This window comes from Arcanobacterium buesumense (genome assembly GCF_012563545.1).
In the GTDB taxonomy this organism is placed as follows: Bacteria; Actinomycetota; Actinomycetes; order Actinomycetales; family Actinomycetaceae; genus Arcanobacterium; species Arcanobacterium buesumense.
The window spans coordinates 1,317,887-1,330,948 of sequence record NZ_CP050804.1; the positions used below are offsets into that span (position 1 = coordinate 1,317,887).

A 13,062-nucleotide genomic window follows, 5' to 3' on the forward strand; every position below is an offset into this window, starting at 1 on the left:
ATTTCCTGACAGTAAGGGGAAAACTATGGAACACGAGCCGGCAACATCACCTAAAAAACAAAAAGGTAGCCCAGCACTCATCATTCTCATGGCCGGAATCGTTGGCCCAACTGTCATTCTTGGCAACTATCTTGGAGCCGGACAGGCCGGAATCGTTGGCGGGTTCGTCGCCATGTTCACCCTCATTAGCTGTATGGGCCGATCCCTCCATGCCAATTTTTCAAGGTTTATTGTTGTCGCCCCGCTGATCGCTTTCTTTTCCATCGTCCCACGCGTCATTGCTCCCGCGTGTCTGCCACTGGCAATCGCACTGGCAGTTCTCGGAGTATTTATCGCCGGTATTTTGCCACTACGCAATCGCACATACAACACTGCCGCAATAGGTCTTGGAACCTCAACACTATTAGGCTACTCGTTGCCAGTTTCCCAGGCTCAGCCAAGTGAATTCTTCATCGCCGCAGGTGCTGGCCTCATCGTTGCCGCACTCCTCATTCTCCTTCTAGGAATAAAAGATCCTTCCGGCCCTACTCGGCGGATGGTTAGCGAACTCTTTGCCGATAACAACCGGAACTTTTCCGCCGCTTTCGAAGCTTGGACTATTGACGGTTCCCCACACTGGCTTGGGCTAATCATGGAATCCTCCGTCGAATACCGGCTTGCCCGCGCTACCCTCAAGCCACAAGCCAAAAACGACCCAGCACTACAAGAACTCCTCAACACCATCAACGATCAAGCCAATCAGCTTATGGCTGGAATCAAGAACAAAAAACACCTACCGGCCCAAACACCGCAAGCTATCGAGACTATTGATCTCGCACACGTCAATGAGCACTACCGGCACGCATTAACAGCGATGATCAACGCACTAGATAAAGCTAATAAAGCCGAAACTAGCCGTGAGAAACATTCCGTCGATATCCCGCCTTCGCTTCGGCACCACGTTCGACTCAACTCGATCCGTTCTGCTATCGGTGGACACTCACTGCAAGTACGCCACGCTTTGCGAACAACAATCGCAGTCTTCCTGACTTTTCTTATTTCACTACGGGTTCCCCACGGCGATCCGCTTCTCCCTACGCTACTTGTCACCTCATTTGCACTTATTCAGTCAAGCAAAAATGCCACATTAATGAGAGCACGAGCGCGGTTCATTGGCATTAGCATCGGTGGAATCGCTGCATTTGGCATCATTATGTTTTTACCTTCGAGCATATTATTCCCACTTTCGATTGTCGCACTGGTTGTAGGAATGTGGTACATCGCAGATAGCCCGGCAATCGGAACCGGAGCGCTTATTATTATGGCAGTTGGCTACAATTTCGAAATGCGCCATATTGCGCCAATGACAGCACTTGCTGAGTATTTCATTTTTGCTCTCATCGCCATCATCATCAGCTCTATTGTTGGCTTCACAGTGATTCCTGCTTGGCGTCCACCTTCACTAATGAACCGTTTATCGCAAGCATGTACAACATGTGCACACGCCTGCACGCTCCTGAGTTTGCCGCGAAGCACCAGTAGCGACGAAGAGAAGATAGACGCACTGACACAAGCGCAAACGGCCATTCATCAACTTGCGCCAGACCATGAGGACCTCAGTTCTACTCAACGGCGCCTGCTAAAACAAACCCGCCACAGTTTTGAAGACTTACTTGCGGTAGCAGTTTTCCAGTCTTTGACCCAGATACCCGATATTCACGATCAGCTCTTAACCGCAGCCGACATCCTACAGCACTCGGATTTATCCCCATTCGCAGTAGACGACAATTCCGCACTTAGCTTGCCTGCTTTAGCCCTCCGGGTACGCACGAATACTCACGAGCTTATTAACGCCCAATAGCCACCACTGCTATCGCATTCTATATGCTTTATTCACCACTCCAACATAAGCGTAGCGAATAAAGCACCCGCATAAACTACATATTTTGGATTGCCGACAACCGATGCATGATGGTTTTATTAGCTAGATAGCTGTCAAGATAAATATTATATAATTCGTCATAAATCGACGTAATATCTACATTAGGTTTAACAACTTGAGACTCTTTAACCCAAGTATCCTTTTGACTAACACTACCAAGATACTGAGCTGCTAATAAAGCATCGCCGTATGAGGCGCCAACGGTAACATCTGGAATGATCTGCTCAATTGAACAAACATCACTAACGATCTGAGCCCATAAACGCCCCTGAGTTCCTCCACCAACAGCTAGGATCCGCGCTGGGCGTCCTGCACTCATTTCTAATTCTTCAATAATTTGTCGTATCCCAAAAGCAATTCCTTCATAAACTGCACGAAAAATATGTCCCCGCTGATGGCGCAATGTCAAGCCAACAACCATACCTCGTGCATCAGGATCATATAGCGGGGTACGTTCTCCGGCGAAATATGGTAACAACACTAGTCCATCCGCCCCTGGAGCAATTGATTTTGCTTCGTCAATTAACGTTTTAAAATCGATACCTCCGCACAAACCTTGGAACCAGGTTGTGACACTTCCCGAAGTTGCCATTCCTGCCGCCAGCGTGTGTGAGTGTGGAACGACTCCACTTGTCGTCCATAGGGCCGGTGACACTGTAGGAGCAGCTAAAACCTGCACCATGAACATCGTTGAACCATACATCAGCATAAGATCGCCAGGAGCAGACACACCTGCAGAATATGCTTCTGCCCACGCATCAATAGTTCCAGCCAATACTTGAGTTCCTTCCGGCAGGCCCGTTTCATCTGCAGCACACGCAGTAATTTGCCCGGCCAGTTCACCCGGCCATAACAACTTTGGAAGATGAAGACCTGGCAAGATTCGTTCTGCCCAGTCATATGCCCAGTCTTGTTTTTGCACATCATACAGCGGATCACACTGACTGGCAGTATGGTGATCCAAAACCCATTGTCCGGTAAGTCGTTTCACAATATATGAGTGCGAAGAGTACCAGGGAGAATCTGGGGATACTTCTGGATAGTTATCCCGAACCCAAGCAATTTTGGGTCCTAAAGATTGGCTTGACAGAGTCTTGCCACAACGTGCAAGTATCGCTTCCCTCCCCAATATTTGATTTTGCTCTTGAATCTGTTTTTCAGCCCTAGTATCAATTCCATATAGAATCGCTTTATGCAACGGAGCATCAGGATCCTTGTGCGTACTACTTTCACTGACAGTTGTTACCAAAGCTGGCCCTAAACCCGAAACACATAGTGCACCAAGTTTTGCCTCACCTTTTGCTATATCCGCATATCCATCGGAATTGACAATATGACGACACACATGGAGAACAGACCCCCACCAATCTGTCACTGCATCCATTTCGGCAAAACCTGGACGCGGTAAGCTCATCGTATTAGGATGAACTGCTTGCGCCACAATTGCACCCATATGGTCACATAAAACAGCTTTCGTTGCCCCAGTTCCAATATCTATACCTAGCGTCAGAACATTATTCATATTATTTTCTTCCCTATATTTTATTATTCTTATCTTTAGACACGTTCACGACGTTTGGAAATCCATTTAAAGAGTATTTCTCGTAACCGCGATCCCCAGGTATTGATAGCAACAATGAAGATCAATAATGCGCCTTGCATAATATTGACGATATGCGGACTATTCTGGATAGAAAGTAGACCAGTAGAGAGCATCTGAAGAGTTAATACTGCGATAACTACCCCAGCAACTGTAATATATCCGCCTTCTGGATCAACCCCGGCAAGAACAGCGATAACAATAGCTAATAAAATGTACGTTGTGCCATATTGTGAATTAGCACCAGAAGCGCGAGAAGATATAATCAATCCAGCAATACCTGCTAACACTCCAGAAGTTAGGTAGGTGAACGTAAGAACTTTAATCCGGTTAATTCCAGAATAGTCAGCAGCTACGGGGTTAGCACCAACCATTCGCATCTGGAATCCCAATTTAGTTTTGCTTACCAATACACCAATAATAAGAGCTATTACTACCATCAGCATGAAAATCAAGGGAATTCCAGCAACCGTAATTAATGCAATATTTGTAAACGCAGTTGGCAAATTAGTCAATATAGAACCGCCAGAAAGCACTAACGCAATGCCGGAAAATAATTGCTGGGTTCCTAACGTTGCCAAAATCGGTGGAACGTTCAACCCAGCGATGAGGAGTGCGTTACACAGTCCACACAACGCTCCAACCAATACTGCTACCAGCACTGCAATAGGCACCGACAAATTAGACCCTGACGAAATCATTAATTGAGCAGCAATAATAGCAGAAACGTTGGATATCCCTACTACAGACAAATCAATACCTGCAGTAAGCATAGTCACTGAGATCGCCATAGCCAGTAGAGCTAATTCGGGTGTTGCAAGAAGAATAAACTGAAAATTTGCTCCAGAAAGGAATACCGCCGGATTAAGTATCGAAAAAAGTATGAATATACCAACAGTAACAACAACAAGTCGCACGAAACTATGACGGCTACCCATGCTGTTAAGAAGTTTCGTATATAGATTGTTCGGTGTCATATTACTGCTCCCCTACGAAATTCTTTACAGATGACTCTTCGGGACAATCTGTTTGACTATGATTTTCTATAATTGCCCGAACAGGTTTCGTTCGAGCCGATAATGCTTGCAAACTAACACCTAGTACGAGCATGATTCCAACCATTGTTTGTTGCCATATCGCTGGGACGCCAAGCGGAACAAGCGAAGTTCTAATCAGCGAAATCAAAATAACGCCGAGAATGGTACCTCGAACGGAACCACGACCACCCGTAATAGCAGTACCTCCAAGCACTACCGCAGCAATCACATTTAGTTCTTGCCCAGTAAAAGCTGTGGGGTCAGCTGTTCCGGCTAGTGTAACGAATGTTATGCCGGCAATGCCAGCCAAGCCACCTGCAGCTACTGCGACCATAATCTTGACTAACTTAACTGGCACCGCTGCACGCTGAGCTGCTTCTTCACCACCACCTAGAGCAAAAATTGACCGTCCGGCAATAGTCCATCGCAAAAATGCCCATACAATAAAGACAATAGCCACAACCAATAGAATCAATACATTTAATCGAGTTGTGCCTCTTACAGCACCTGGTGCGGTAATGATATTTGTTGTTCGTAAAATTTCTAGTGGCTCAGGTAAATTGTTGATAATAACACCCCCGCCAAAAGCAAATAATGTCCCCATAAAGACAGCAGATGTTGCAAGGGTTGCAATAAGAGTGGATACCCGGGTACCAATGACAACCACAGCGTTTATTGCTCCCATCGCGCATCCAATAACACATGCGACGACGAAGGGTATAACTGCTAATGTAATATTTCCTTGTTCTGGAGTGAGTAATACTGCAAGATAAGCTGAAGTAATACCGATTGCAAGAAAAGATACATCAATTCCGCCAGTTAGTAATACCAAGAAAACTCCTAATGCGAAAACCACATTCACCATAGAGTCACGCAAAATATTGAATAGAGTTTCAACGGAAAAGAAACCAGGAACTTTCATGATCACTGAGCCAAGGATCATGATAATGAGAAAAACTAAGAGTAACTCCTGGTTGGCAACAATTTTATAAATGAAACTTGACTTTTGCCGAGTGCTTCTATGAATGTTTTTCTTCATTGTACGATCGCCTTTACTATCGTGTCTTCAGTCAGTGATTCGCCTTTTAATTCTTCGGTAATACGTCCGCTTCGAACGATAAGTGCTCTGTGACATGTCGAAACTAATTCAGGAACGTCGTCAGATATCACTAAAACACCCAGCCCTCGTAAGGACTGAGCACGTAGAACTGAAAGAATGTCAAACTTAGATCCCACATCCACGCCTACCGTCGGCCCATTGAGAATTAGAACTTTCGGTTCACCCAAAAGCCATTTTGCGAGCAAAACTCGTTGTGCATTGCCTCCCGACAAAGAACGTACTGGGTCTTCTAAGGAATCTAATTTAATTCTCAAATCACGAACAATATCCGTTTGAATTCGCCGTGCCTTTTTCGTTGAAATAATTCCCTTGCTTAATGCTTTTCCAAGGTGAGCAGATATGACGTTATCACCAATAGGCTGATCTAAAAATAGACCTTGTGTTAATCGATCCTCTGGAACATAACCAATACCGGCATTAACTGCATCAGCCATTGTATGGACTTTAACTTCTTTTCCACCGACAGAAATTGATCCTTGTTGCGCCGGATTTATCCCAGCAATTGCTTCGGCAATTTCCGTGCGACCAGAACCTAACAAACCAGATAGACCAACAATTTCGCCTTGCCGAATAGTAAAAGAAATATCTTCAAACAGTGGATCATTCCCCAGTTTGCGGACTTCCAACGCCACTGGTGCTTCCTCATCAATAACGCTTGCATTATCAATATTCGTTTGACTTCGGCCGGTCATCGTTTCTGCTAATGTTGCGTGAGTATATTCGCTAGGTCTCCCTTGGCCTACAACTTCGCCATTTCGCATGATCGTTACCCGATCAGAAATCGAGAAAACTTCTTGCATCTTATGACTAATAAATGCAAGAGCAACCCCATCATCACGCAGTTTTTCAACAGAGGCAAAAAGCGCATCAACTTCACGCCATGTCAAGGCCGTAGTGGGCTCATCCATCGCAATAAATCTTGCTGAATGCGCTAAGGCCCTTGCTACTGCACACAACTGCCGTTCAGCTACATTAAGATCACCAACTAGACTATAAAGATCTAATGAAACTCCCAGTCTTTCAAGTGCTTGTTCACCAATGTCTAAAGTTTCTTTGCGTCGCACTGTTTTCTGGCGATCGGCAAAATATCCTGGAAGCGCGATATTCTCTGCAACTGTCAAATTTGGCAATAACGAAAAGTCTTGATAAATAATGTCAAGTCCTAATCGATATGCTAAAGATGGATTGAGATGAGGATAGCTCTTGCCATCAATCACTATATGGCCAGCGGTAGGAGCGTGAGCTCCTGAGATAACTTTCATCAACGTGGATTTGCCACAGCCATTTTCTCCGGCAATACAATGAACTTCTCCGGGGTAGAAATCTACTGAAACACCGTTGAGGGCCTGTACTCCGCCAAAGCGCTTCACAACATCGACAGCAGAAACAAATGGTTGCGAATGATTTTGGGAAGGGAAAGAATTAGTAGTTGGGGCTTTAGACATGGTTTCCCTACTTTTTATAAAACTAAATTTTGTTGTCATAAAGGTATAAGCCACAAATAACACGAAAATGGGCCGTTCTCTCATGACATTGATAAATGTTCTGAAAGGATCCGCCGACACCGAATAAATACTAATCGGCGGATCCTTCCAATATTTTCGAGAAAGAAACTCAGATTTTAGAATGGAAAATTATCTACAGTTTCCTTCGTCGCTGAAAGACTTGCATCGCCATAGAACACAATTGGATTTTCTGTTGACTGGACAAGATTCGTGTAGCCTTCTACTCCTAAATCAGTTCCAGGTTCGAGAGTCTTACCTTCTGCTAAAAGTTGCCCTGCCTTCAAAATTGCTTTACCAGCAGCAGCCGGATCCCAGAAGTAGATTTCATCAATAGATCCATCTTCCAAACCCTTTTTGGATTGTGAGGGAACTCCAGTGCCATGAACACAAGTTTCATTTTGAAGACCTGCTTCAGCGATTGCTCGCCCTATGCCAATAACATCCTCTGAAGACCCTCCCTGAAAACCACGTAAGTTCGGATTAGCTTGAAGAAGCTGCTTAGTTTTCTTATAAGCTTCGTCTGCGTTATTATTCGATTCGACTTCTGTCCCTAAACGTGTCATCTTCGGGTATTGACGCTGTTGTTGATCATATCCTCCCTTAGCCCACTGCATGTGGCTTTCGGCAGTTAGCGTACCAACAAATTGAACATACTTGCCTTCATTTCCCATACACTTTGCTAGACCGTCCATAACGTTCGCGCCATAAGCAAAGTTATCAAAGGCTTCAATGTCTGCATCTGGAGTGGTCAGACCCGCTGCTTCTTGGGTAACCACCTTAATACCAGCACTTGTTGCTTGGCTAATAACGGTATTAAGAGCTTCTGGATCTGAAGGAATAATTCCGATTACAGCAGGCTTTTGAGCAATTAAGCCCTGAATCACACTGACTTGCTTTTCCGGGCTATTCGTATCAGGACCAGTTTGAAATGCAGTCTTTCCAGATTCTTTTGCAAACTCCTCTACACCAGTTTTCATGCGATCGAACCAGGCAATACCGGTGAGTTTGACAACGTTTACATAGTCACCTTCACTAGCTGCTGTCATATCGCCGTCCGCACTATCAGGGGGTTGACTGATCGGCAGTCGTCATACTGCATCCGGCCAAAACAAGCATAGTAGCGAAAGTTAAAGTGGAAAATTTTCGTAGTTTACGCATATTAAGTACCTCTTCCTTGAGTCTTAGCTATGACGTCGTTTACTACACACGCCATCGTGCCCCCTTGCACGATTTCGTGCAAGATAAGAAAAGTGTATTAATATTTGGTTAACTAACAAACACTTTTCGACAATTACTCTTTATTTAATCTGGAAGGTGCATTCTCGTGCGTCTCAGCTCTCGCCAGCGCAAAATTCTATCGCTACTGCATGGCGGGACTTATTTGGAAGTCAAAGATCTTGCGCAACTTCTCCACGTCGACGCTTCAACAATCCGACGAGACCTACAGGGACTAACTGCCGAAGGGCTTATAGAGAGACGCCATGGTGGTGCCATTTTACGCCACACCACTGATTCTCATTTTTCACATGCACTATCTAATGAAACCGAGCATCTAGCTGTGGCCAAAGCTGCCTATCGCATGCTAAAAGATGGCGATTCCTTAACTCTTGCCTCTGGCCCAATTTCGACCCTACTTGCTTTGTCACTACTCGATATGCAAGATCTAACTATTATTACCAACGATCTCAACTCAGCAATGACGCTATCCGCTAATCCCACGTTCAAGGTTCATATCCCTGGTGGCGAATTAAGAGAATCTCCCGCACATACAGTTTCTGGCACAAAAGCTGAAGCATTTCTTATCGAACAGCGAACGGCCTGGAGTTTTATCGAAGTCGAAGGCATCCACCCATATTCCGGTTTTACTATATCTGCGACATGGCAGACCGGTATAACTCGCATGCTCTTGCAAGCTGGAAAACGCAAATGCGTTATGGCTGACTCCATGGCATTCGGCCGTCGCTGCGTTGGGTTTGTTTCAGAGACGAACAGTGCCAACCTCATCATGACTGATGAGCTACTAAACGACTATGAACTTCCAGCCTTTGGCGGAAGAGTAATGAGAATCGCGCGTGACCCTCGGGATCTTTTAGCATAGCGAATTTAATGCTCATCTAAACCATGCGCAAGCTTTTCATGCTCGCTATGCTCTTTAGGCTCAAATTGGAAGGTGCTGTGCGCAATGGGCAGATGAAAATGCCCTTGAGCGCATTCTTCGAGTTGATGTAAAAACTCAGCTCGCTGATCATCCGTCGTCCCCGACGAAATCGCAATATGTGCCGTGAGTGATACCACGCCAGTTTGGATCGTCGATACGTGCAAATCATGAACTTCTTCAACAAAGGTCAAGCCCAAAAAATGCTCGTAAATTTCGTGAGCATCAAGATCCTCTGGTGTTGCTTCCATCAAAATACGTAACGCACTCCGAAGCAATATTACCGCTCGTGGAGCCATCAAGATTGCAACGAAAAGCGCGGCTACCCCGTCGGCACGTTCCCATCCGGTCGCATAGTAAATAACTGCTGAGACAATAACTGCCAACGAACCTAACGTGTCGGTCAGAACTTCAAGAAATGCCGCTTTCATATTCAGCGACTCATGGCGACCGCCGAAAAGCACAAAAATCGATAACGCGTTTGCAACAAGGCCAATAAGCGCAGCGATAAACATTGGTTCGACGTCGATTATCACCGGGCTAATCAGCCGCATAATGGCATGATAGCCAACCCAAAAACAGATCAGGAAAAGCATACCGGCCTGCACTGCTGCGGCGATGATCTCTATCCGTCCCCATCCCCAGGTATAGGTTGTATCACGAGGACGACGCAATAAATACGCAGCACCTAAGGCTACAACCAATCCCGAAGAGTCAACGAACATGTGGCCGGCATCGGCAAGCAAACTAAGCGAACCAGAAATAAGTCCGCCAATGACCTCAACAATAAGAACTGTTGAGGTAATAAGTAATGCTGCACTAAGCCGAGCACGCGAACTGGTAGCACTACCATGATCGTGTCCATGGGAATGATGATGACCCATTATCCGCCTCCTCATGCGTTGTACACCTTGTTAGGTTTCCAACAAATACGCGTATTTAGCCTAAGATAACTCCCATCTTACGCCAACTACGCCCGAATATATCAATGAACTTCGCCTAGTCGAACTTAGACTCGAACCTCTAGGACTTTAAGCTAATGATCTACCAGATATGTTAGGGTACCCTGAATTGTCACTATATATTAGTAATTCGATAGGACGTTCATGAAACTATTTAAGCTCGTTGCCGCACTAGCAATAAGCAGTCTTGCGCTGAGTTCGCTTCTCATTCCAGCTACGGCAACCCCGTCATCAGCAGCAACGGAACAAGACGGATTCAATATCTCTCTCGAAGAAATTACTGACGGTTCACAACGGCATTTGCAATGGTCACACACGAACTGCATTCCAGTGACTGGTGAAACCGCAACCGTTACCTACACATTGACCAAAGATGGCACTGATATCCCTATAAAAGGTCTAACTCAACTTCAATTACAGCCTAGCGATGCCGGAACGTATCATCTTGACGCCGTATGTGTCTACAGCCAATGGCTCCAACCGGTGAAAAAATCTATGGAGTTAACAGTAACTGCCTTACCACAAAATCCAGAACCACCGGCAAACAATCCGCAAGAAGACGGACCTTTTACACTCTATTTCGATAAGGTAGGCGAAGGTGATGACGCAAAACTCACCTGGCGTACCGAAGGATGCCGCGCTCCTCGTCCAGTCGAGATCACGCTCACACGCGATAACACCCCAATCAATATCGAAAATATGCATGAACTAGCTCTTAAAGATCAGCCAGCTGGAACATATACAATGCATGCCAAGTGCTCCCCTGAGTGGCTCGCACCAACGACTCTCACTAAATCCATTGAAGTCACTCCGTCACAACCGGCTGAGCCAGATCAACCAACGCCACAACCACAACCTACACCTGATAAGGACATGTCAATCGACGTAGCTGAATTCAACGAGTCTCTCGCTGGGCGTACCCTATCTTGGAACGTTTCTGGTTGTTCAGTAAAGAATGAAAAAACCGTGAATGTTTCGGTACTTTTCAATGGCCACAAGGTAGAACTTCTGCGTTCCTCACGTACTGAAAGTGTCAACGCTTCCCAGTGGCCAACTGGCGTCTACACGATCGAAGCACAATGCCAATCGCTTGCTGATCAACAGGTCTATGCCACTCAATCACGCGATATCACATTGTCACGCGCGAATTTACCCGTCACTTTCGCCGGTGAGCCACTAAACTATCTCATTCCGCGCCCTGGTGACCGGGTACGCATTTCAACCCAACCGTTACACCACCGACTAGCTCTCTCAGACGGCACTACAGCTGAACCATTTGCCCCAGGCGAAGATATCGAACTCTTTGTTGCTTTCGACGATTCTCCAGAGCGCACCAGCGTCGGCCATATCACTGCTGACGCCAGCGGCCATGCTGATACCACCATGTGGATTCCATTCAACGACGATGCCAAGAGTTTTACTATTTTTGCTATCGGTGCAACACATAAATACCAGCTCGACTATCGCTCATTGCTGACAACAAAGCCACCATACGGTATTACAGCGTCTAAGGCTGACGCAACGGTTCGTAATATCCGCGTCTCTTCGTATCGTAACGATGAACTGTCCAGTGATAATGCCTTCACCAAGAACAGCACAATCGCCGTGAAAGTTCTTGATCCGTCAGGAAAAATGGTGATGAGCATTCCAGCAACAACCACTAATGACGGTTCGTTAGATACTGTCATCTCATTACCTAGTGGTCTTGCCGATGGCCGCTACACGGTACTTGCCTCCACTCCTTTGGGACTGCGCGGTAACTATGCTGCCTATTTCTACCTCAAAGATAATGAGGCATGGGCACAATGGAATGAACCACCAACACCGCAAGCTGAGTCTCATGCCTGGAAGTTGTCCTACCCTGAGTTGACGGTCAAGCAACAAGGAACCACCGAAGGCACACTGGTAGCAACGTTGTTTGGTAAGGATCGCGGAGTGCCGCATGGCATCACATACACTCTCGGAACAAACGCACCAACATGGGTAAGCGTTGATGCGAAAACTGGAACAATTACTGTCACTCCAGATGAATACGTTGCCACCCAAAACTACACTTTTATGGTTATCGCAACGCATTCGGACGGCATAAAAGCTGAATTACCAGTAAATGTCGCTGTTCTTCCAGCATCTGCCTCACAGCCTGATTCATACGCTTGGGCATTGTCTTATCCAGATCTCACAATCAAACAGCAAGAAACTGCGAAACTGGATGTTATTGCAACACTATTTGGCAAGGACCGCGGTATGCCACAAGGCATCACTTTCACCGCTGGCCCGCAGATGCCAAGTTGGCTCAACGTTGACTCACAATCTGGAACAATTACTGTTCACCCAGATGAGTACGTTGAGTTACGTGATTATAGCTTTAGCGTGACCGCTATGTATGCAGATGATCTGTACAAAAACATTCCGGTCAATATCAAGGTAGTCGAAGCTGATCCACAAACCAGCTTCCCACTATTCCCGCTTAAGCCGGGTAAAGAGGTTATTCCAGCTCTAACGCTTACTCCTGCCTCACCACAAAATGAGCACGTATCAGAAGCACAACAGAAACAGGCTACCGAAAAAGAACAGCCACAAACGCCTAACGTAGTTACTGCTCAATCAGCGAACTTAGCTCAAACTGGATTTGCCGGATTTGGTCTTGTAGGTTTTGCCTTATTATTCGTTGCTACCGGAACTATCCTCCGGCATAAGCGTCAATCATAACTCGTAATCAGATAGCTAAGTGCGGGGAGTACCATGACGATGTACTCCCCGCA

Annotated in this window: 9 protein-coding genes; 3 read left to right on the forward strand and 6 right to left on the reverse strand. The window is 46.0% G+C overall.

The window, feature by feature from the left end; genetic code table 11:
* Positions 1-25 precede the first annotated feature (25 nt).
* Complete coding sequence (locus tag HC352_RS06085; RefSeq protein ID WP_168918050.1) at positions 26-1,840, forward strand: FUSC family protein; 1,815 nt, start codon at positions 26-28, stop codon at positions 1,838-1,840.
* Positions 1,841-1,916: 76 nt separating this feature from the next.
* Here the strand turns inward: HC352_RS06085 and HC352_RS06090 are convergent, their stop codons facing one another.
* The 5 genes from HC352_RS06090 to HC352_RS06110 all read right to left on the reverse strand — a co-directional run bounded on the left by HC352_RS06090 (position 1,917) and on the right by HC352_RS06110 (position 8,229).
* Positions 1,917-3,443, reverse strand: coding sequence for an FGGY-family carbohydrate kinase (locus tag HC352_RS06090; protein WP_168918051.1), 1,527 nt, complete (start codon positions 3,441-3,443; stop codon positions 1,917-1,919).
* 35 nt (positions 3,444-3,478) lie between these two features.
* Positions 3,479-4,498, reverse strand: a complete 1,020-nt coding sequence (locus tag HC352_RS06095; protein WP_168918052.1) for an ABC transporter permease — start codon at positions 4,496-4,498, stop codon at positions 3,479-3,481.
* 1 nt (position 4,499) lies between these two features.
* A complete protein-coding gene (locus HC352_RS06100; protein ID WP_168918053.1) occupies positions 4,500-5,597 on the reverse strand; it encodes an ABC transporter permease in 1,098 nt (365 codons plus the stop codon).
* The gene (locus HC352_RS06105) at positions 5,594-7,123 is read right to left on the reverse strand and encodes a sugar ABC transporter ATP-binding protein (protein ID WP_168918054.1); all 1,530 of its coding nucleotides are present in this window, start codon (positions 7,121-7,123) and stop codon (positions 5,594-5,596) included. Before HC352_RS06105 ends, HC352_RS06100 begins: the two co-directional genes overlap by 4 nt.
* Positions 7,124-7,299: 176 nt before the next feature.
* Entirely contained in the window at positions 7,300-8,229 is a 930-nt protein-coding gene (locus HC352_RS06110) for an autoinducer 2 ABC transporter substrate-binding protein (protein WP_168918055.1), read from the reverse strand.
* Positions 8,230-8,507: 278 nt separating this feature from the next.
* Here HC352_RS06110 and HC352_RS06115 point away from each other — a divergent pair, with 278 nt between their 5' ends.
* A complete protein-coding gene (locus HC352_RS06115; RefSeq protein ID WP_168918056.1) occupies positions 8,508-9,281 on the forward strand; it encodes a DeoR/GlpR family DNA-binding transcription regulator in 774 nt (257 codons plus the stop codon).
* 5 nt (positions 9,282-9,286) lie between these two features.
* Here the strand turns inward: HC352_RS06115 and HC352_RS06120 are convergent, their stop codons facing one another.
* Positions 9,287-10,222 carry a cation diffusion facilitator family transporter gene (locus tag HC352_RS06120; protein WP_168918057.1) on the reverse strand — a complete coding sequence of 312 codons (936 nt, stop codon included), beginning with the start codon at positions 10,220-10,222 and terminating at the stop codon, positions 9,287-9,289.
* Between the two features lie 222 nt (positions 10,223-10,444).
* Here HC352_RS06120 and HC352_RS06125 point away from each other — a divergent pair, with 222 nt between their 5' ends.
* Positions 10,445-13,009, forward strand: a complete 2,565-nt coding sequence (locus HC352_RS06125) for a Rib/alpha-like domain-containing protein (protein ID WP_168918058.1) — start codon at positions 10,445-10,447, stop codon at positions 13,007-13,009.
* The last annotated feature ends 53 nt before the right edge of the window (positions 13,010-13,062 follow it).